This window comes from Rudanella lutea DSM 19387 (assembly GCF_000383955.1).
GTDB lineage: Bacteria > Bacteroidota > Bacteroidia > Cytophagales > Spirosomataceae > Rudanella > Rudanella lutea.
Window position 1 is genome coordinate 4,912,137 of sequence record NZ_KB913013.1, and the last position, 21,354, is coordinate 4,933,490.

Annotated in this window: 19 protein-coding genes; 14 read left to right on the forward strand and 5 right to left on the reverse strand. The window is 56.2% G+C overall.

Annotation, left to right across the window (positions count from 1 at the left end; genetic code table 11):
- Positions 1 to 6: 6 nt before the first annotated feature.
- From RUDLU_RS0120305 to RUDLU_RS0120355, 11 genes are all read left to right on the forward strand, one after another.
- Positions 7 to 1,035 carry a lysylphosphatidylglycerol synthase transmembrane domain-containing protein gene (locus RUDLU_RS0120305; RefSeq protein WP_027303243.1) on the forward strand — a complete coding sequence of 343 codons (1,029 nt, stop codon included), beginning with the start codon at positions 7 to 9 and terminating at the stop codon, positions 1,033 to 1,035.
- 41 nt (positions 1,036 to 1,076) lie between these two features.
- A complete protein-coding gene (locus RUDLU_RS0120310) occupies positions 1,077 to 1,652 on the forward strand; it encodes a Uma2 family endonuclease (protein WP_019990265.1) in 576 nt (191 codons plus the stop codon).
- 17 nt (positions 1,653 to 1,669) lie between these two features.
- Positions 1,670 to 2,149, forward strand: a complete 480-nt coding sequence (gene rfaE2, locus RUDLU_RS0120315; protein WP_019990266.1) for a D-glycero-beta-D-manno-heptose 1-phosphate adenylyltransferase — start codon at positions 1,670 to 1,672, stop codon at positions 2,147 to 2,149.
- A 22-nt stretch (positions 2,150 to 2,171) separates the two neighbouring features.
- A complete protein-coding gene (locus RUDLU_RS0120320) occupies positions 2,172 to 3,635 on the forward strand; it encodes a phytoene desaturase family protein (protein WP_019990267.1) in 1,464 nt (487 codons plus the stop codon).
- A 73-nt stretch (positions 3,636 to 3,708) separates the two neighbouring features.
- Positions 3,709 to 5,394: a M28 family metallopeptidase gene (locus tag RUDLU_RS0120325; protein WP_019990268.1), complete on the forward strand. Its 1,686-nt coding sequence runs from the start codon at positions 3,709 to 3,711 to the stop codon at positions 5,392 to 5,394.
- Positions 5,395 to 5,450: 56 nt separating this feature from the next.
- Positions 5,451 to 6,266, forward strand: coding sequence for an ion transporter (locus RUDLU_RS0120330; protein WP_019990269.1), 816 nt, complete (start codon positions 5,451 to 5,453; stop codon positions 6,264 to 6,266).
- 141 nt (positions 6,267 to 6,407) lie between these two features.
- Positions 6,408 to 7,094 carry a zinc metallopeptidase gene (locus RUDLU_RS0120335; protein WP_019990270.1) on the forward strand — a complete coding sequence of 229 codons (687 nt, stop codon included), beginning with the start codon at positions 6,408 to 6,410 and terminating at the stop codon, positions 7,092 to 7,094.
- 138 nt (positions 7,095 to 7,232) lie between these two features.
- Complete coding sequence (locus RUDLU_RS0120340; protein ID WP_019990271.1) at positions 7,233 to 8,906, forward strand: DUF1800 domain-containing protein; 1,674 nt, start codon at positions 7,233 to 7,235, stop codon at positions 8,904 to 8,906.
- Positions 8,903 to 10,429: a DUF1501 domain-containing protein gene (locus RUDLU_RS0120345; RefSeq protein ID WP_027303245.1), complete on the forward strand. Its 1,527-nt coding sequence runs from the start codon at positions 8,903 to 8,905 to the stop codon at positions 10,427 to 10,429. The genes RUDLU_RS0120340 and RUDLU_RS0120345 overlap by 4 nt, the downstream gene beginning before the upstream one ends.
- 48 nt (positions 10,430 to 10,477) lie before the next feature.
- Positions 10,478 to 12,664 (forward strand): sensor histidine kinase, encoded by a 2,187-nt coding sequence (locus tag RUDLU_RS0120350; RefSeq protein ID WP_245581695.1) that lies wholly within the window; start codon positions 10,478 to 10,480, stop codon positions 12,662 to 12,664.
- Between the two features lie 125 nt (positions 12,665 to 12,789).
- The gene (locus RUDLU_RS0120355) at positions 12,790 to 14,445 is read left to right on the forward strand and encodes a DUF1800 domain-containing protein (RefSeq protein ID WP_027303246.1); all 1,656 of its coding nucleotides are present in this window, start codon (positions 12,790 to 12,792) and stop codon (positions 14,443 to 14,445) included.
- 108 nt (positions 14,446 to 14,553) lie between these two features.
- On the opposite strand, the gene RUDLU_RS0120360 is transcribed toward RUDLU_RS0120355, so the two are convergent.
- Positions 14,554 to 14,943 carry a phage holin family protein gene (locus RUDLU_RS0120360; protein ID WP_019990275.1) on the reverse strand — a complete coding sequence of 130 codons (390 nt, stop codon included), beginning with the start codon at positions 14,941 to 14,943 and terminating at the stop codon, positions 14,554 to 14,556.
- Positions 14,944 to 15,092: 149 nt separating this feature from the next.
- Between RUDLU_RS0120360 and RUDLU_RS0120365 the strand changes: the two genes are divergently transcribed.
- Complete coding sequence (locus tag RUDLU_RS0120365; RefSeq protein ID WP_019990276.1) at positions 15,093 to 15,809, forward strand: TVP38/TMEM64 family protein; 717 nt, start codon at positions 15,093 to 15,095, stop codon at positions 15,807 to 15,809.
- A gap of 165 nt (positions 15,810 to 15,974) precedes the next feature.
- Complete coding sequence (locus RUDLU_RS0120370) at positions 15,975 to 16,712, forward strand: class I SAM-dependent methyltransferase (protein WP_019990277.1); 738 nt, start codon at positions 15,975 to 15,977, stop codon at positions 16,710 to 16,712.
- A 9-nt stretch (positions 16,713 to 16,721) separates the two neighbouring features.
- On the opposite strand, the gene RUDLU_RS0120375 is transcribed toward RUDLU_RS0120370, so the two are convergent.
- The 3 genes from RUDLU_RS0120375 to RUDLU_RS0120385 are packed head-to-tail and all read right to left on the reverse strand — an operon-like array spanning position 16,722 to position 18,975.
- Entirely contained in the window at positions 16,722 to 17,075 is a 354-nt protein-coding gene (locus RUDLU_RS0120375; RefSeq protein ID WP_019990278.1) for a type II toxin-antitoxin system PemK/MazF family toxin, read from the reverse strand.
- Positions 17,065 to 17,283: a hypothetical protein gene (locus tag RUDLU_RS0120380; RefSeq protein WP_019990279.1), complete on the reverse strand. Its 219-nt coding sequence runs from the start codon at positions 17,281 to 17,283 to the stop codon at positions 17,065 to 17,067. The genes RUDLU_RS0120375 and RUDLU_RS0120380 overlap by 11 nt, the downstream gene beginning before the upstream one ends.
- Before the next feature lie 24 nt (positions 17,284 to 17,307).
- A complete protein-coding gene (locus RUDLU_RS0120385) occupies positions 17,308 to 18,975 on the reverse strand; it encodes an amino acid permease (RefSeq protein ID WP_019990280.1) in 1,668 nt (555 codons plus the stop codon).
- Between the two features lie 215 nt (positions 18,976 to 19,190).
- On the opposite strand from RUDLU_RS0120385, the gene gldA reads away from it, so the two are divergent.
- A complete protein-coding gene (gene gldA / locus RUDLU_RS0120390; RefSeq protein WP_019990281.1) occupies positions 19,191 to 20,111 on the forward strand; it encodes a gliding motility-associated ABC transporter ATP-binding subunit GldA in 921 nt (306 codons plus the stop codon).
- A 95-nt stretch (positions 20,112 to 20,206) separates the two neighbouring features.
- Here gldA and RUDLU_RS0120395 read toward each other — a convergent pair whose 3' ends face one another.
- Positions 20,207 to 21,127 (reverse strand): aspartate carbamoyltransferase catalytic subunit, encoded by a 921-nt coding sequence (locus RUDLU_RS0120395; protein WP_019990282.1) that lies wholly within the window; start codon positions 21,125 to 21,127, stop codon positions 20,207 to 20,209.
- Positions 21,128 to 21,354 lie beyond the last annotated feature (227 nt).

A 21,354-nucleotide genomic window follows, 5' to 3' on the forward strand; every position in this document is an offset into this window, starting at 1 on the left:
CCCCTTATGAAGCAACTTCTCAAATATCTCATCTCTTTGGTGGTGGCCGGTGGGCTGCTCTGGTACGTTTTCAAAGACATCGACCTCGATGCCATGCTGGTGGCTATCGGGCAGGCCGACTACCGTCCGGTGGCCTTATACGGGGTGTTGATTCTGGTAGCTCACTGGAGCCGGGCCGTGCGGTGGGGGTTGTTGCTGGAGCCCGTGGTTGGTTACCGGTCATCGGCTACAAACCTGACGTTGGCCGTGCTCACAGGCTATTTTGCCAACCTGCTCATTCCGCGTATGGGGGAGGTGACCCGTTGCGGTACTCTTAACCGTACCGACGATGTGCCCGTTAACGTGAGCTTCGGAACGGTGGTGGCCGAGCGCATTTTCGACGTAATCATGCTGGTGTTGCTCATAGGGCTCACCTTTGTGCTGGAGTTTGGTCGGTTGAGTACCTTCCTGACCGAGTTTCTGGGTAGCAAATTCAATCTGGCTACGTTGCAGGACAATACGGGCTTACTCATAGGCGGGGCCGTGTTGCTTGTGGGCGGGGCTGTGGCTGCCTGGTGGCTGTTTGGTCGGTACAAAGACCGGCTCATGCAAAACCCCTTGCTGAGCAAGATAATCGGTTTCGGTATGGGCTTGCTTGAGGGGCTGCTGAGTGTCAGGAAACTACGGAGCCCGGGGCTGTTTCTGTTCCATACGTTGCTCATTTGGGGGATGTATTACGCCACCATGTATGTCTTGTTTTTTGCCATGCCCCAAACGGCCAAACTCGGACCGTTGGCGGGCCTGACGATTCTGACCATGGGCACCATCGGCATGGCCGCGCCTACGCAGGGCGGTCTGGGTGCGTTCAATATTCTGGTGGGCTCAGCCCTGGCGCTGTATGGCCTTAGCCCGCAGGATGGGCAGACCCTGGCAACCCTCATGTTGCTGTCGCAGTGGTTGTTTGTGATCCTGTACGGCGGCATCAGCTTCCTGATTGTACTGGCCAAAAACCGGCGGGGCGTTGCGCCGGTAACGGTTGAAGAGACCTCCCGATGAGTACGGATTTTGCGTATCTTGAATGAAAATAACCAAACGCGATGCTGACCGAAGCCGAAGTTGAACAAGGGCTGTATCAATTCACGGTGACAGAGTATCACCAGATGGGCGAAGCGGGAATTTTCACGGAAAATGATCGCATAGAACTCATAAACGGCCGTATCTATACCATGAGTCCGATTGGTAGAAAACATTTTGCCTGTGTCGCCCGACTGACTAAACTATTTACCATGCGGTTGGCTGATGCGGCCATCGTCAGTGTGCAGAACCCCGTTATTCTGAATGATCGTTCGGAGCCGGAGCCCGACATTGCTGTGCTACGCCCACGCGATGATTTTTACGAAGCAGCGCTTCCGAATCCAGCTGATGTCTTGTTGCTGATCGAAGTCTCAGAAGCTACTCTACGTTTTGATAAAGAGGTGAAATTGCCCTTGTACGCACAGAGTGGGATTCCTGAAGTTTGGATTATTAACCTAAAAACACCCAGTGTGGAAGTGTACACCGATCCGCAGGAAGGTGGCTACGGGCAACTGAAAACACTGAAGAGAGGGCAAAATCTGACACCTACAGCCTTTCCGTTGCTGACGTTCGGAGTGAGCGATCTGATGGGTGAATGAAGCCCAAAAACGAATCTATGACTTCTTCCAAAATACAAACCCGTGAACAGGCCATTCGGCAGGCGGCTGAGTGGCGGGCCGAGGGGCAGCGCATCGTGTTTACTAATGGCTGCTTCGATATTGTTCACCTGGGGCACATCGACTACCTCGAAAAAGCCCGCGCCCTTGGCGACCGGCTGGTGCTGGGTCTCAACACCGATGCGTCGGTGAGCCGGATCAAAGGCCCCCTGCGCCCGGTGGTGAACGAGTACGCCCGCTCCCGAATGATGGCTGCCTTTGAATTTGTCGATCTGGTGACCCTGTTCGACGAGCCGACGCCCAAAGAGTTAATCGAGCTGATTCGGCCCGATATTCTGGTGAAAGGCGATGATTATACCGTTGCCACCATTGTCGGGGCCGATTTTGTGCTGGCTAATGGCGGCTCCGTCGAAACCATTCCCCTCGTGAAAGGGTACTCGACCACGAGCCTGATCGAAAAAATAAAGCAGAGCCTGTAACACCGCCTGTCTGCATCAGAACATGAACCCATCTGCCACCGCCTACGATGCTGTGATTGTGGGGGCTGGCCCCAACGGCCTGAGTGCGGCTATTCTGATGCAGCGGGCTGGGCTCAGGACGCTGGTGCTCGAAGCCAAACCCACCATAGGGGGCGGCTTGCGCTCCGCCGAACTGACCCTGCCGGGCTTCGTGCACGACGTGTGCTCGGCGATTCACCCGCTCACGGCTGGTTCGCCCTTTTTGCAGCAGTTGCCGCTGGCGCAGTTTGGGCTTCGGTTTGTAGAGCCTCCCGTGGCGGCCGCGCATCCGTTCGATGATGGCTCGGCGGCTTTGCTGACTCGTTCTGTCGACGAGACCGCCCGGCACTTGGGCCCCGATGCCGATACGTACCGTAACCTGATCGGGCCTATTGAACAGGAATGGCCCTCGCTCGTAACGAGCCTGCTGGGGCCGCTGCAAATCCCCAAAAACCCATTCCCGCTGGCTCAGTTTGGGCTTAAGGCTCTGCCGCCTGTCACGTGGCTGGCCCGGCGGTTCAAGACCGAAGCCGCGCGGGGGTTTCTGGCCGGTATGGCCGCGCATTCGATTCAGCCGCTTACCAACCTCACTACCTCAGCCATTGCGCTGGTATTGCTGGCACTGGGGCATCGGCAGGGGTGGCCCTTGCCTGTGGGCGGTGCACAAGCTATTGCCACTGCACTGGCCGGGTATTATCAATCCATCGGGGGCGAAATTCAGACCGGCCGCCCGGTTCGGACCGCCCGCGATTTGCCGCCCGCCCGCGCCTTACTCTTCGACCTGACGCCCCGTCAGATACTGCCCATTGTGGGTGATAAGCTCTCCCGTCTGTACCGCTGGCAACTGAACCGGTACCGGTACGGGCCGGGCGTGTTCAAGATCGACTGGGCGCTGTCGGGACCGATCCCGTTTACCAATCCCGATCTGCACCGGGCAGGAACCGTGCATCTGGGTGGGTCAATGGCCGACATTACGGCTTCGGAGCAGGCGGCCTACGCCGGTGCCCACCCCAACCGGCCGTTTGTGTTGCTGGCCCAGCAAAGCCGGTTTGACCCGACGCGGGCACCCGCCGGGCAGCATACCGGCTGGGCGTACTGCCATGTTCCCCACGGCTCAACCGTCGACATGACCCATGCCATCGAGCAACAGGTTGAGCGGTTTGCGCCCGGTTTCCGCGACCTGATTTTGGCCCGGCACACCATGAATACCGCCCAAATGGAGCAGTACAACCCAAATTACGTGGGGGGCGACATCAACGGCGGCATCCTGGATTTAGGGCAGTTGTTTACCCGGCCGGTATGGTCAGCAGAACCTTACTCACTGGGGGGCGGAGGGGTGTACATCTGCTCGTCGGCAACACCACCGGGTGGAGGGGTACATGGCATGTGCGGGTATCACGCGGCCCGCGTTGCCCTACGCGAACAGTTTGGCCTCACCGCACCCGTATCGCTTTACCCGACTGGCTAACCAGCCTGCCGGGATTGTTTCCCGTTTGGCCGAACTTTCCGAACTTGCCTTTTTGTCACACAAACACGTCACTATGCGCGTAATCGCACTTGCCTGCAAGGCACTGCCTACTGTAATCGGAACAACACTCTTTAGTCTGGCCGGAATGGCCCAATCCGGCACGCCCGCCATTCCGGCCGAGGCTCAGAAAGCGGCCAAGGCCGTGCGGCCGGAGGCAATCGAGGCCCATATGCGGTACCTCTCCGACGATAAATTACAGGGCCGTAAACCCGGCTCGCCCGGTTATGAGCTGGCCGCTCAGTATGTTGAAAGCCAGTTTAAATCGCTTGGTTTTACCCCTGTTGGAAAAAGTTACCGGCAGGCTGTGCCGTTGCGCCGGGCGCAGGTGGTGGAAGAGGGGAGTTCGATGAGCCTCACGCGCCGGGGTGCCGACGGTCTTGATGGCCCTGCTCAGGCGCTGACCTACGGCCGTAACTTTATCCTGAGCCCTCAGTTTGGGCAGGCTACGAGCGAGGTCTCGGCTCCGGTCGTGTTTGTTGGCTTTGGGGTGTCGGCCCCCGAACTGGGCTACGACGACTATGCCAACATCGACGTGCGGGGCAAAATTGTGGCCTGTTTCAATGGGGCACCCGCTTCGTTCCCGTCGAATCAGCGGGCGTATTCGGGTTCGGCCAAGCAGGAGGTAGCCGCAGCCCGTGGGGCCGTGGGTATCATCACGTTTAGCCTGCCTACCGACATGCGGGCGCGCATCGAGTCGAATGCCCCGCGCAACCGACTGCCAACCTACCGTTGGGTCGACCCGAAAGGGCAGGCACAGCGTACCTACCCGCAACTGAAAGTGATTGCGTCGATGGGCGACTCAACGGCCCGCACCCTGTTTGCCGGGGCCGAAAAGACGTTCGATCAGGCACGTATTGCCGCTACCCAGAGTAAGCCGCAGGCGTTTCCGCTCAACCTCTCGGTGCGGGCGCGTACGCAAACCGAGCTGAACGACGGGCTGGTGGGCGAAAACATTGTGGGAATGCTACCCGGCACCGACCCCCGGCTCAAAGACGAGTACGTGGTGTACGTGTCGCACCTCGACCATCTGGGCATCACCCGGCCGCTCAAAAGTGCCCCTGCCGACTCGATCAATAACGGGGCGCACGACAATGCCTCGGGCGTCGCTATTAATCTCGAAGCGGCCCGGCTGTTTGCGTCGTTGCCTAAAGCCCCCCGCCGGTCAATCCTGTTTGTGGCCGTTACGGGCGAAGAAATGGGGCTGCTCGGCTCCGACTACTTCGCCAGTAACCCCACAGTACCCAAAGACAAAATCGTGGCAAACCTGTGTCTGGATATGCCCTTTTTCTTCCACCCACTCATCGATATTGTGCCGTACGGCTCGGAGCATTCGAGCATGGTAGGGGCCGTCAACGCGGCCGCACAGTTTGTGGGGGTGCAAATTGCCAAAGACCCTATTCCTGAGCAGGCTGTGTTTATGCGTTCGGACCATTTCAGCTTTGTGCGGCAGGGAATCCCGGCTATTTACATCAAAAGCGGCTCGACTACCGGCGACACCCGCGACGGCACAAAACTCAACCTCGACTGGCGGGCTACCGTGTACCACACGCCTAAAGATGACATGAACCAGCCGTTCGACTGGAGTGCGGCCGCCCGGCACGTGCAGTTGCAGTTTCTGATTGGCTACCTCACGGCCCAGGCCGACGAACGGCCGGTCTGGAATAAGGGCGATTTTTTTGGGACAAAATTTGGTCGTTGATCGATAAGTTTACTGCGCCGGGCTTTGCTGAAATCCGGCGCGTTTTTTTTTAGGCTATGAACGAACGTTGGGAGCGCATTCGGCACCGGATGCACGAAATCATTTTTGAGGCCGACACCCCGGCCGGCCGGGCCTTTGACCTGACGCTGCTGGTGTTGATTCTGCTGAGCGTGCTGATTGTGATTCTGGAGAGTGTGCCCGCATTGGCCAGTCAGTTCGGCGCTTTCTTTGAAAAGGTCGAATGGATATTTACCATTCTGTTTACGATCGAGTTCGTACTGCGGCTGATCAGCGTCCGCCGGCCGTTAGGGTATCTATTCAGCTTTTTCGGGCTGGTCGATCTGCTGTCTATTTTACCGGGTTACGTGGGGCTGTTTATGGTGGGCGGCAACGAGCTGATGGCCGTTCGGATTCTGCGACTCATCCGGATTTTTCGGATTTTGAAGCTGGGCGAGTACACCGCTGCGGCCCGCTTGCTGGCGTATTCGTTGCGGGAGAGCCGGGCCAAAATCGCCGTATTTTTCGTCACCATTCTGTCGCTTGTGGTGGTGCTGGGGGCCATGATGTACGTGGTCGAAGGGCGTACCAACGGGTTCGAGAGTATTCCGCTGAGTATTTACTGGGCTGTGATCACGATCACGACGGTTGGGTACGGCGACATTGTACCCGCTACGGCGGCTGGTAAGTTTATTGCGACCCTCATTATGATGCTCGGCTACGTGATTATTGCTGTGCCTACCGGCATTGTGGCCGTGAGTATCAGTGCCGCCAGTAGTCGGTTGGCTGTCTCGACCCAATCGTGCCCCAACTGTAGCCGACAGGGCCACGATCCCGATGCCGTGCACTGCAAATACTGCGGGGCTAAGCTCTGAAAACACCTCCTCCCGGTTTTGAGCCGTTCGGCCATCTGTAGGGCCATCAGTACCGGGTACTGGGGATTTTGGGACAAACCGGCCTACTTTTTTGTTATACTTGCGATGGGCTTACAACCCTGAACCTAACTTATTCTGAAAATGGCAGGTGCTTATTTAATTGGTATCATCGTTTTCGCAGTCAGTGCTTTCGTAAGCTGGCGACTGCGGAGCAAGTTCAACGAGTATTCACAGATTGGCCTGAGCAACGGCCTTAGCGGGGCTGAGATTGCCCAACGGATGCTCAACGAAAATGGGATTTATGACGTGCGGGTACTCTCGGTGGAGGGTATGCTCACCGACCACTATAACCCGCAGGACAAAACCGTAAACCTTAGTGCCGACGTGTATTACGGCCGTAGCGTAGCCGCTGCCGCCGTAGCCGCGCACGAGTGTGGACACGCTGTACAACACAAGGTGGCTTACGGGCCGCTGAAGTTCCGGTCGGCCATTGTGCCGTTTGTGTCGGTAGCGTCGCAGTATATGCAGTGGGTGATTTTGGCAGGTATTCTGCTCATTAACACCTCGCTTATTCCGCTTACCATCGGGGTAGCTCTGTTTGCGGCTACTACCTTGTTCAGCTTTATTACCTTGCCCGTTGAGTTCGACGCGAGCAAGCGGGCGCTGGCGTGGGTGCAAACCCGGGGTATTGTGACCCAGCGCGAGTACGACTACGCTAAAGACGCCCTGTGGTGGGCGGCAATGACCTATGTGGTGGCGGCCATTGGCTCGCTGGCAACGTTGCTCTACTACGTGAGTATCCTGATGGGCGCTCGCCGAAACGATTAAGAAGCTATTTAAATCGCGCGTGGCGCGTACCGTTACCGAAGTGGCCTGCTATTAGCAGGCCACTTTTTTCATATATTGCCTTGCTCTTTTCCCGGCGCAGGTAGTTTGCCGGGCCATCGTACTTGATTTCAATTTTTCATGGCCTACCTTTCTCCGTACAGTGCGGTACTGACCGCCAAAACGGCGGCCCATCTGCTCCGGCGGGCAACGTTTGGCCCCACCCCCGCCGAGATTACGCAGTTTACGGGTAAAACGGCCGCCGAGGCTGTGCAGCTACTCATCGGTAATGCAAATTACAACCCGCCCGCGCCCGTCGACCTGGATAGCACGCAGCCCACCGCCGGTCAAGCGTACATGGGGTTTGCGTTTAATGGTGATCGGAACTTCGATTTTGGGCATTACATCCGGTACTGGTGGCTGGGGCTCATGCTCGGGCAGAATCAGCCGATAAGCCTGCTCGACAAGCTGACGTTATTCTGGCAGAATCACTTTGTGACAACCCGCGAGGTGGTTGACGATTACCGGTTTGTGTGGCGGTATATGCAATTACTTCGCAATGGTGCCTTGGGGAATTTTCGGACGCTGGTGACCGAAATCAGCAAAGACCCGGCCATGCTCAAATACCTCAACGGCAACGAAAACGAGGTGGGAAAGCCCAACGAAAACTACGCCCGCGAGTTGCAGGAGCTGTTTACGGTCGGGGCGGTCGACTACGACGGGAACAAAAATTACACCGAAGACGACGTGAAGGCAGCCGCGCGGGTGCTCACGGGCTGGAAGTTTACCAACTACTGGGTCAACGGGTCTACCAGCATTAGCACTACGTTCAATGCGGCCAAACACGACACAACAAACAAAACGTTTTCGGCCAGCTACAACAATGCCGTGATTACGGGCCGTACCGGCACTACAGCGGGCGATACCGAGCTGAACGATCTGGTAACGATGCTGTTGAACCACCCGCAAACCGCCCGGTATATCTGCCGCAAGCTCTACCGCTGGTTTGTAAACCCCATTGTGACGCCCGACATTGAGACAAACGTGATTATTCCGCTGGCCCAGTTTTTTGCGTCGGCGGGGAATAACTGGGCTATCCGGCCGGTGATTGAGAAGCTCCTGACGAGCGATATTTTCTTCGACCCGGCCAATATCGGGGCCATGATCAAGTCGCCGGCGGAGTTTCAGATTGGGGCGTTACGATTTTTTGGGCAGATGCCGCCCGATATGCGGACGAAGATCACCCCATTCAAAAAGTATATGGACTTTGTGTTCTGGCGGATGCGCGATTTGCAGGAGCCGCTACTCGATCAGCCGAGTGTGTTTGGATACGAGCCGTATTACCAGACGGGGTTCTCTAAAATCTGGATCAACACCACCACCGTAGCCCTGCGTAACGACTATACCGACGCCTTCATCTGGCGTTGGCTGGAGGTAGAGCCCGGATATAAACTCGGTATCGATTTGATTGCCTGGGTAACGAGCCTGCAACCCAACTTTAGCGATATTCCGGCTTCGGGTACGGGCGGCACCGGGCCAGTTACCTGCGTGCAGGTACTCGACGCCTTTACCCAGAATCTGTTCGCCACCGATCTGTTTGGGAGTCAGAAAGACTTTCTGATCGATCAGATCATGATGATGAACTCGTCGCCCCGTACCAGCTGGGAGTTTGAGTGGAACACCTACCGCCGAACCATCACGTACCCGGCCAACTACACCACCACCCAAATCACCAACGCCCGCAATACGATCAACTGGCGGCTCCAGACCCTGATGAAGTACATTTTGCGCATGGCCGAATACCACGTATTATGAAACGAAGAGATTTTATGCGGGCGGCCTCGTCGGCCCTGCTCCCGGTTATGGTCGATGGGTTTGGGGTGAAGGCCATGGCCAAAAGCTCGGCCCTGGTGCAGTCGCTGATGCAGACTGGCGCGGCTTACGGCGACCGGGTGCTGGTGATTATTTACCTCAACGGCGGCAATGACGGCCTCAATACCGTGATTCCGCTCGATCAGCTGAGTGCCTACAACACCCTGCGTGGCTACGGTACAGCGGCCAACGTGGCCATTCCGCAAAACAAAGTCCTGACACTGTCGGGCAATGATAAAACCGGGTTGCACCCCTCGATGACCGGGTTGCGCAACCTGTACAACGACGGTAAGCTGACGATTGTCCACTCGGTATCGTACCCCAATCCCGATCAGTCGCATTACCGCTCGACAGACATCTGGATGACGGCCGTCGACGCCGAGCAGACAAGCGAAACCGGCTGGGCCGGGCGTTACCTGAACACGCAGTTTCCGGGCTATCCGGTGGGCTACCCCAACCCACAAATGGAAGACCCGCTGGCTATCCAGATCGGCTACCTGACCTCTACGGCCCTGCTCGGCCCCACACAGTCGATGGGGATTGCCATCAACGACCCGGATAGTTTTTACCAGCTTGTAGGGGCTGCTACCTCCACCTCGCCAGCCGATTTGCCTTGTTGTGATGCGGGCGACCTGATTGCGTACATCCGCAAGCAGCAGGCGCTTTCGGTAGGGTATGCGGGCGAAATTAAACGGGCGGCCGATGCCGGTCGCAACCTCGCTACCTACCCGGCGTCGACCGAGAAAAATTACCTGGCCGATCAGCTCAAAATTGTGGCCCGGCTTATTCACGGCGGCCTCAAAACCAAAATCTACTTTGTGTCGCTTGGGGGCTTTGATACCCACTCGACCCAGGTCGATAGTGCCGACCCGACCCTGGGCGAACACGCCAGCTTGCTCGGGAAACTGTCGGCAGGGATTGCGGCTTTCCAGCAGGACCTGGCTTTGCAGGGTACCGAAGACCGGGTGGTGGGCATGACGTTTTCGGAGTTTGGGCGTCGGGCCAATTCCAATAACTCGCGCGGTACCGACCACGGGGTAGCTGCCCCGATGTTTGTGTTTGGCAAGGCCGTAAAACACCCCACCATTGGCACCAATCCCGACCTGAACGACCTGATTCCGAGTTATGGCGGCAACAAAGACATCAAAATGCAGATTGACTTCCGGCGAGTGTACGGCGATCTGCTGACCGATTGGTTTGGCGCAGCGCCCGCCACCACGGGGCAGGTGCTGTTTAGAAACTTCCCGACGGTTTCGCTCTTTTCCGACGTGGTTGAAACTGTAGCCTCGGGCGACTGGACCAACCGGGCTGTCTGGACGGTGGGCCGACAGCCGATGCCGGGCGAATTTGTGCGGGTCAATGCCGGGCACACGGTTACCATTGGGCAAAACGTGTCAGTTCGGAACGTGAAGCTGGACGGCAAATTACAGTTTACCGGACCCTACAAACTGAGTATTACCGGGTAGGGGCCATCCCGGCCTATGCGGGTCCCGGTTGTTTTGTATCTTGCCAGCATGATCCGGGTATTGCTGTACATGATGAGTTTCTGGCTGGCGTTGGGGCCGGTGCTGGGACAAAAGCGGGAACGCACGCGCTGGGTAGATGCCGAAGATGACCTGCGGGGGGTGTCGTGGCGGTTCAAAGCGGGTGATAGCCTGCGCTGGGCCGACCCGACCTATGAGCCCCTCAACTGGGAGCACCAATCGCCCGACAACTCGTTGCAGAATAATGAGGCACTCTGGAAAGCTGGCAAAGGCTGGTTTCGGATGGCCTTTCGAATGCGGCCTTCGGCTGTCGGCAAAGACATACAGCTGGTGGTACAGCAGTTTGGAGCATCTGAAATCTTTCTCGACGGTCGTCTTCTGGCAAAGGTCAAGCCCACCCGCTTCGATTCGGGCGGTTCGCAGCGTGTGATCCAGTTTGTCTCAATCAGCGTTGCCGATACAAGTAGGCATGTGCTGGCCATTCGCTATCAATTTCGGCGCGATCCGGTTCTGTTTGGTGCGGTCGACATTGACCCCCTCTATGTAAGTTTCAGACCGGTTAGCGAAGCCGCGCTTTCAGTGGTATGGGGGCGCTGGCTGACACTCGGTAATATTTTCTTCGCCAGTGTTTTTGCTATTCTGGCCTTTCTGCATGTGTTGTTTTATCGGGTCAATCGTAGTCAGCGAATCCATTATACGCTGGCCTGGATGATGATATTCTTTACGTTGGCATTCGGTATAGGTGAGCTGGATAACCATACAGCAACACTGACACAGCAGGCGGTGGTTGATCCAACGGAAGATGTGCTTATCTGCTTTGGGTTTATCCTACTCCTTACGACCGCCTATCAGTACCTGCATCTCCGGCGGGGCTGGGCCTATTATGTTTTGATAGGGATAGCCGTGGCCAATTTGGTCTACGAAATTAGTACTAACAAACGCTACGAAAGTCTGGGGGTAATTCCGTTGTTGCTCATTCTGATCGACTACGTGCGTCTCAGCTGGATTGGCCGCCGACGGGGCGATGCCGACTCCCGCTTGCCGTGGAATTCTATCAAAATGGCCCTGTATTGTCTGGGGCTGATTTTTGTTTACAGCGTGGGGTTGGCCATTCTAGAGATCACGGCCCAAAATGATTTCGATAGCTCGATCCTGATTCCGATCTTACTGCTTTTTGGCGTTATTCTGTTCAGCATCCCGGTGGGGCTGTCGCTCTCGCTTGTGCGCGATTACGCCCGTACGTATCAGGCTCTGTCCGACAATCTTCGTGAGGTGCAGCAACTCTCGGCCCGCACATTGGCGCAGGAGCAGGAAAAACAGCAGATTCTGGCTACGCAAAACGACCGGCTGGAGCAGCAGGTTCGGGAGCGAACGGCCGAGCTACACCAGTCGCTCGAAGAGCTTAGGGCCACGCAGGAACAACTGGTTCAGCGCGAAAAACTGGCGTCGTTGGGGGAACTGACGGCTGGTATCGCCCACGAGATTCAGAACCCGCTCAACTTCGTGAATAACTTTGCCGAGGTGAGTGTGGAGCTGCTCGGTGAGCTGCACGAAGAACGAACCCGACCCACCGGCCGCGACGAAGACCTGGAAACCGAATTACTGGAGGATCTGAAGCAGAATGTTCAAAAAATAAACGAGCACGGCAAACGGGCTTCCAGTATTGTGCGGGGTATGTTGCAGCACAGCCGCGCCAACGGAGGGCAAAAAGAACCCACCGACCTGAACGCGCTGGTCGACGAGTACCAGCGGCTGGCTTACCACGGTATGCGGGCCAAAGATAAAGGGGGGCCAACGGGGCGTTTCAACGTGCATCTGGAAACCGCGCTGACCCCCGACTTGCCTTCTATTAAACTGGTGAAGGAAGACATAGGCCGGGTGCTGGTCAACCTGTTCAACAATGCGTTTTACGCCGTAGAGCAACAGTCAAAAACTACCGATCAGCCCAACTACCGGCCTACGGTTTGGGTGTCTACAGCCGCCCAGGCCGATGCCCTTGTGATTCGGATTCGCGACAATGGTACGGGGATTCCGGCCGAGGTGGCCCGGAAAGTTTTTCAGCCTTTTTTCACGACAAAGCCCACGGGGCAGGGCACCGGCCTGGGGCTATCGCTCAGTTACGACATTGTGACCAAAGGACATGGCGGCACCATGATCCTAACCTCAGAGCCGGGTTTGTTTACCGAGTTTGTGATTACGTTGCCGGTGGCGTCGTAAAGACGCAATATTTTGCATCTCCTCCTGCGTCAGCCTTGCGTTTCCTTCCTCGTCAGTCTTGTGTTTTCTCCCACGCAACCCCCCAAAACGATAAACCAAAAACGATAAACCCCGCCCCCTGGCCTGTGTCCTCTCTCAACCCACATACCGCTGTTCTGACCCCCCAAACAGCGGCCCATTTGCTCCGGCGGGCGTCGTTTGGGGCGACATCGGCCGAGGTAGCCGAGTTTGTGGGGCTTACAGCGGGTCAGGCGGTGGAGCGGCTGGTGAATAATGCAAACTATGCTCTGCCGCCCCCCATCGACCTCAACGATGCCAGGTCCACCGTGGGGCAGCCCATTCGTACTATTCCGTACGATGGCGACCGCAATTCGGAGTTGGGCTATTTTGTGTCGTACTGGTGGCTGGGCGTGATGCTGGGTCAAAACCAGCCGATTGGTCTGCTCGATAAACTGACCTTGTTCTGGCAAAATCACTTCGTAACTACCCGCGAGGGCGTCGACGATTATCGGTTCATCTGGCGGTATCTGCACCTGCTGCGTACGCATGCGCTGGGCAACTTCCGAACGTTCCTGATTGAGGTGACCAAAGACCCGGCCATGCTCAAATATCTCAACGGCAACGAAAACGAGGCTGGTTCGCCCAATGAGAACTTCGGCCGGGAGTTGCAGGAGTTGTTTACGGTCGGGATTCTCGACCCCGCCGGGCAGTACAACTACACCGAAGACGACGTGAAAGCGGCCGCGCGGGTGCTTACCGGCTGGAAGTTCAGCAACTATTGGGTGAGTGGCTCCACCACCATCGGCACCACCTTCGACCCTGCCAAACACGACACCACCGACAAGGTATTTTCGGCCAGTTATAATCATGCCGTGATCCGGGGGCGGAGTGGCCCCACGGCGGGCGACGATGAGCTGAACGACCTGGTGGCCATGCTGCTGACCCACCCGCAAACGGCCCGGTTTATCTGCCGTAAGCTTTACCGTTGGTTCGTTAATCCGAATGTAACCCCCGAGGTCGAAACGGCCGTGATTGAGCCGTTGGCCCAATTTTTTGCCTCGCCGGGTAACGATTGGGCCATTCGGCCGGTGCTGGAAAAACTGCTCACAAGCGACGTGTTTTTTAGCCCCCAAAATCGGGGAGCCATGATCAAATCGCCCGTGGAGCTGGTGGTGGGCACGTTGCGCCAGTTACAGCTACCCCCGCCCGACATGGTCACCCGCCCGGCCTCGTACCGGAAGTACATGGATATTTTTTACTGGCGGCTTCGCGACCTTGGGCAGCCGCTGCTCGATCAGCCAACGGTGTTTGGGTACGAGCCGTATTACCAGACGGGGTTCTCTAAAATCTGGATCAACACCACCACCATTGCTCTGCGCGGGGCCCTGATCGATTATCTGGTGCAGGGCTATTTTGAGGTCGAACCGGGGTACCGGCTCAAGCCCGACTGGGTGGCCCGGATCGAGGCCATTCAGCCTAATTTTTCGGATGTGCCCCCGCTAATTCCCACCAACCCGCCTACGGGCACGCGGGCCGTAACCTGCGAAGAAGTAGTGGCGGCCCTGCTCGACGGTGTGTTTGCTACCGACCTGTTTGCGAGTCAGACGGATTTTCTGATCGATAAAATCATGATGCAGGAGATTCCCCGGCTGTCGTGGGAGTTTGAGTGGAATGCGTACCGACGGGACCCTGCCGATTCGTACCGCCGAAATACGGTGCTCTGGCGGCTCGAAAACCTCATGAAATTCGCCCTCCGCATGGCTGAGTACCATGTCGTATGAGCTGTCATCTTTCTAAACAAGATGACAGCTCATACGACATGGTACAACGAAAAAAAGCACCCTATCTTTCGACAAGGTGCTTTTCTGGAAGATCAAAACGGGGCTTGCTTACCGACCGGGAGCCAGTACGGCTACGTGCCCGGCTTCGCGCATAGGCTCACTCGGGGCCGACCGGTCGATCAGGGTACCGGCAACCGCAACGGCCAGGGCAATAACGAGGGCAGGCCAGAAACCATGAATCGTGAAGCTATCCATAAACTTGTCGATCAGCTTGAGCAGCAGGGCTGTAACCACAAGCCGGACCAGCCCCGTCAGTAAAAAGAACGTGACTAAGTTGAGCGGAAAGGCCAGCAGCCAGCCCACCAGAAAGTTGAGGATGCCGAGAATCAGTGCGATGAGTACGGCCGTACCGAAGCTCTTTACTTCGATTTGGGGCATGACGTAAGCAAGGCCGAAAATGACGGCGGCATCGAGCAGGAGATGTAGGATGAAATTCATACAATGAACAGAAGGATTGTTTGCCGTTAGAAGAACGCAATATGCAGTTTTGTTTCGAAAACTACACTGACGGCCCGGCAACAGACTAACTGACCCTAAACACATTGAGGTAGGACGGGTTAATGGAACATCTACCCATTTAATAGCGCATGTCTGATTCAACCGAACACGATTTTCATAAACTGATTCAATACCTCCCCCTCATTCTGACGGTGCTGCTCGTGGGTGGCCTTGGGGTTGCTTACGTAACGGTACCGGCGTTTAGTCAATTTATCCGCGAAGCGTTCGAGGTGCTGTCGAGCGACGACCGACCCCGTATTTCGGAGTGGGTGAGCCAGTTTGGCTGGCGTGGCCCGCTCATTATAGTGGCCGCAATGGTGGCCCAGATTTTTATGGTGGTGGTGCCTTCGTTTGTGCTCATTGCGGTGTCCATGCTGGCGTATGGTCCGGTCAACGGCACCCTGATCTCGCTGGTGGCATCGGGCGTGGCAGCTACGGTCGGTTATGGCGTGGGCAGTGGCGTGGGTGAGGCAATGGTCCGCCGACTTGTAGGCGACAAAACCGAACGCAAAGCCGGGGCCTGGGTTAGGGAAAATGGATTTTGGTCAATTGTTTTTGCCCGCATGACCCCGTTCATTTCAGGCGACGCTATCAGTCTGGTCGGTGGTTTGTCGGGCTTATCGTACCCCAAATTCATCACGGCCACCCTGCTGGGCGTAACCCCGCTAACGTTGCTTATTGCGTACTTTAGCCGGAGTCAGGACCTGATGCGCAAAGGCTTTATCGGCCTGACGATCGTGAGCGGCCTGTTGCTGCTCGGCTACTGGTTCGGTCGAAGAATTAAGAAAGCTGCCATGCAGGACTAGGTGGCCTGGTTAAGTGAATATAAAATACTCAGTACTGGACATTAGACGTTAGACCTCCATCTATAAAGGTAGTAAGTCTAATGTCCAGTGTCTAAAGTCCGAATGGCCAGTACTGAAACTGTGCACTGTTCATTATACATTGATTAGTACTTCCCCTCAATCTGTATGATCCGTTACGTATTTCTTTTGTTGCTCACCACGGTAGCCTGTCGGCAGGGTGCTTCACAGCAGTCGCCCACCACGACCCGTACCCCCGATACCGCCGGATATTACCAAACAAAGGCCCCGGCTTACGATGGCATTGGGCGGGTGTACATGGGCCGCGAAATTTCGGAAGTGATGGGCCACCTCGGTGCGGGTTGGCTCGAACGCTCGGAGCGGCAGCAGGAAGAGCGCACCGATTTGCTGGCGGCTGCGCTGGCCCTCAAACCGACTGATGTGGTGGCTGATATTGGGGCCGGAACAGGCTATTTCAGTTTTCGGCTCGCGCGGCTGGTGCCGCAGGGAAAGGTGTTGGCGGTAGACATTCAGCCCGAGATGATCGAGTATCTGGAAGCGGGCAAACGTAAAAATAAGGCTCCCAACGTGGAGCCGGTGCTGGGCACCATTACCAACCCGAAGTTACCCGCTAATAGCGTTGATCTGGTGCTGATGGTCGATGCTTACCACGAGTTTTCGAATCCGCGCGAGATGATGGACAATATTGTGCAGTCGTTGCGGCCGGGCGGTCGGGTTGTGCTGGTGGAGTACCGGGCCGAAGACCCCAACGTGCCGATCAAGGAGCACCACAAAATGTCGGAAGCGCAGGCAACCAAAGAAATGAAGGCTGTGGGGCTGCGTTTGCTTAAAAACGACAAACGCCTGCCACAGCAGCATATTCTGATCTACGGAAAGGGAGAGTGAGACCTGTAGTTATTCGAAATGAATAGCTTGTTTAGTTAGGCGAATAGCTTGTTCAGTAACAGCATTTTCGAGCTTTCCAATTTTTTCAAGCAAGAGTGTATTACGAACTGTAAATGGCTTGTTGCAACGAATCTCGCCTTCAATTTTTAGGCCCTCGAGTATATCAGTTGGCTGAATTAGTACTGAGAAGGAATCGCTCCTGACTGTTCGGGTAATCGGGAGAACAATGTAGTCATCGTCCAACTTATTAGACTCCTGAGCGCTGATAATTACAACAGGCCGCTTTTTAGACTTATCAATTTTGTCAGAGAGCGGGAATTGACACCAGTAAAGCTCGCCCGCTGATTTGAATTCACTTTGCATGGAGCTTCGTGTATAACTCGTCCCAATAATCTTCGTCTGGTGACTCCCAGATGCCTTTTAGAGAGGGGTCAGAAAGTGGTGTCCATTGCTCATTCACGTACGAATCTCCCTCGTCAATCATTCGTTTGAAGGCCTGCTGAACGTCAGTCGGCATATGGCGATAGATGACCCAGAGCGAACGGGCGGCTTCGTTGATTTTAGCTTCCATATCCGTTTTTCTTCCAAAACAAATTTAGGAAATAATTGTCCCCGACTTCGCGAGTTTACTCTTCCGGTAGCCATATGAAAAATAGAGCACCAGCCCGATTACGAGCCAAACCACAAAAATGAGCCAGTTGCTCAGGCCCAGCTCGGTCATGAGGTACAGGTTGGTCAGGATGCCCAGCACCGGCAACAGGGAGAAGCTGCGTTGGAAGGCCAGTACCGACAGCACCGTCCAGGTCAGGTAAAATACGTACAGGAGGGGCTTCTCGGCCATTGAACTGAACAGCCATCCGCCCGACAACCCCCAGGCTACTACCCCAATCAGACCCAGGCCAATGAGGTATTTGCCGTTAACATACGGCACTTTAAACTTCGATTGGGCCGAAATGCCCTTGGCGTCGAGGTACAGAATACCTCCGCACACCATAATGAACGCAAAAAACGTCCCGACGCTCGTGAGGTCGATAAAAAACTGCATGTCGAGAAACAGCGAGGGCAGCGCTACCAGCAAACCCGTAACGATGGTTGAGAACCAGGGCGTCCGGTATTTGGGGTGAATACTCGAAAAAATGGGCCACAGCAACCCGTCGCGGCTCATGGTCATCCAGATGCGGGGTTGCCCCAGCTGGTACGCAAGCAGGGCACTGGTGATGGCTACCACGGCGCTTACCGAGATAATCCCGGCCATTGCATCCACGCCTACTTTCTGAAACACATACGCGAGCGGATCGTCGACCCCCAACTCTTTATAATTGACCATGCCCGTGAGTACCAACGTAATCAGTACGTACAGCACCGTACAGATCACAAGACAGTAAATCATGGCGCGGGGCAGGTCACGCTGTGGGTTGCGGCACTCCTCGGCCGTGGTCGAAATGGAGTCGAAACCGATAAACGCAAAGAACACCGAGGCCACGCCACTCAGTACCCCGCCCACCCCGTTGGGGGCGAAGGGCGTCCAGTTGGCAGGTTTGATATAGAACACACCGGCGCCAATCACCAGCGCAATCACGGCCAGTTTGAGCACCACCAAAGCGTTGCTCGCATTACGTGATTCCTTGATGCCAATGTACACCAGAGCGGTAATCAGGGCGGTAATCAGCCCGGCGGGTAAGTCCATAATCACCTTGAGGCTGCCTAAGCTGGGAGCGGCCTCATAAGCCGCGGCCAGGGTGCGCTGGGCATCGGTAGCCGACGCGGCCGACTGCTGCACGGCTTCGTAGGCGCGGGCCGCCGACCCGTAGTCAGTAGAGAGCCATCCGGGAAAACTGACCCCAAAGCCAGCGAGCATCCCCGTAAAATATTCGGACCACGAAATGGCTACTACCATGTTCGAAACGGCGTATTCGAGAATGAGCGACCACCCGATGATCCAGGCAAAAATTTCGCCGAAAGCCACGTAGGCGTAGGTGTAAGCGCTCCCGCTCACGGGTACCGTGCTGGCAAACTGAGCGTAACTAAGCGCTGTAAACACGCAGGCAATGGCCGTAAAAACAAACAGCAGCGAAACGGCCGGCCCGCCGTTGAACGAAGCCCGGCCAATTGTACTGAAAATACCTGCTCCAATGATGGCCGCAATACCCAGTGAGGTAAGGTCGCGGACACCCAGAATTTTCATCATTTGACCGGAGGCACTATGTTCGGCTTCGGTAAGAACCGAGTTTACCGTTTTTTTGCGAAAAAGAGAGTTGCTCATAAAGGCAGAGACAGCAACGGAAGGGAGATTTTCTCGTTTAAACGCTAAAAATAGAAATACTTTTTGGATGTCAGACGTTAGAAGCTGGATATTGGCCTCTGTATGCCCAACTTGGGGTGCCGTCGGTTCGTAACCGTCTGGAAGCATACCCATTCGGCTGATTTTCGGTGATTATAGACGGTTGTCTAATAGCCAGTGTTTTAGCTTTTCAATTCATGTCAATACGCGTTCAGCAGTTAACCAAGCAGTACGATTCGGGGCAGCGCGCCGTCAACGATATTTCGTTTTCGGTGGAGCCGGGCCAGATTGTTGGCTTTCTGGGGCCCAACGGAGCCGGTAAATCAACAACCATGAAAGTGGCAACGGGCTACCTGCCGCCCACCGAAGGCACCGTGCTGGTCAACGGCTTTGACGTGCGTACAGCCCCGATGGACGTGCGCCGGAGTGTTGGCTATCTGCCCGAACACAACCCGCTATATCTGGATTTGTACGTGAAAGAATACCTGCGGTTTACGGGCGAGCTGCACGGCCTCCGGGGCGAACGGCTTTCCCGTGAGATAAGTCAGGTGATCGAGCGGGTAGGGCTTGCGCAGGAGCAGCATAAACGCATCGGGCAGTTGTCGAAAGGCTACCGGCAGCGGGTGGGACTGGCGCAGGCCCTGCTGCATAACCCGCCGGTGCTGATCCTCGACGAACCCACTACGGGCCTCGACCCAAATCAGCTTTCCGAAATCCGGCATGTGATCCGGGAGGTCGGGCGCGATAAAACCGTTTTGTTTTCGACCCACATTATGCAGGAGGTTGAGGCCCTCTGCGACCGGGTGGTGATTATCAGCGGGGGGCAACTCGTAGCCGACAGCCCCCTGACCGAACTACGGGCGCAGGCCGAGGGTGGCCTCACCGTGGTGGCCGAGTTTGAAACCGACCTTGCCGATGCCGAAGGGTTGCAACAGCTCCCCGGTGTGCAGACCGTGGAGCGCATTGCGCCGGGGCAGTATCGCATAACGGCTGAGACCGGCACCGACTTGCGGGCGTCGGTGTTTCGGCTCGCGGCCGACCGTGGTCTCACACTCGTTGGGCTTCGGCAGCAGGCGGGTAATCTGGAGGGAATCTTCCGCGAACTCACGCAGAAGTAAAGCGGGGGTTAAAGTTTCTTTTTTTTGACCACCCGGCTGTAATCCTGTCTAAAACTTTTTTCGCAAGCCTGGCGTATGAACTTATCCTGCACTCGTTACAACTGCGCCAGCAGGTACAGAACCGCCATCCGAACGGCTACCCCGTTTTCGACCTGATCGAGAATGATGCTGTGGTGCGAGTCGGCAGCGTCGGAGGTGAGTTCAACCCCCCGGTTTATCGGGCCGGGGTGCATCAGCACAATCGGGCGGTCAAGCTCGTCGAGCATCTGTTTAGAAATACCGTAGTACAGCGAATATTCCCGCAACGATGGGAAGTACTTGATCTGTTGCCGTTCGAGCTGAATGCGCAGCACATTGGCCACATCGCACCAGTTGAGGGCCTCCCGTACATCATGACTGACCCGCACACCCAGGGCGCTGATGTGTTTGGGTATCAAGGTCGCCGGGCCGCAAACCATCACCTCGGCTCCTTGCTTCTGCAAACAGAAAATATTCGACAGGGCTACCCGCGAGTGGGTAATGTCGCCGATGATGGCCACGCGCTTACCGGCCACGTCGCCCAATTTCTGCTGAATCGAAAAGGAGTCGAGCAAGGCCTGAGTCGGGTGCTCGTGGGTGCCGTCGCCCGCGTTGACTACGTTGGCCGGAATGTGTTTGGCTAAGTAGTGGGGCGCACCGGGGCTGCTATGCCGCATCACAATCATGTCGACCTTCATGGCCAGAATGTTGTTGACTGTATCGAGCAGGGTTTCGCCTTTTTTGACCGACGAGCCCGAAGCCGAAAAGTTTACGACATCGGCCGAGAGCCGTTTTTCGGCCAGTTCAAACGAGAGCCGGGTGCGGGTCGAGTTCTCGAAGAAAACGTTGGCAATCGTAATGTCGCGCAGCGAAGGGACTTTTTTGATCGGGCGATTGATGACATCCTTAAATTCCCTGGCGGTCTCCAGAATAAGCTGAATGTCGGATTCGGTCAGGTCTTTGATTCCCAGCAGGTGACGCGTACTGAGCGATTGCATAATAATAGAGGGGCGGCAAACGGTTTGGCAAAGATAGCCCGAGGGGCGGGTTAATCCTAAATGCGAAAGAGTGAAAGAGCGAAAGAGTGGGAGCTGCGGGGCGGTGAAAGAGCGAAAGACCGGGCTGCCGGGCGGTGACAGAGTGCAGGCCACGTTTGGCCGGGCCACGTTGGGCCGAACGCTTCCCGGCAAAGCCAGAATGGTGCCTACCGCAAAAACGGCGAAAG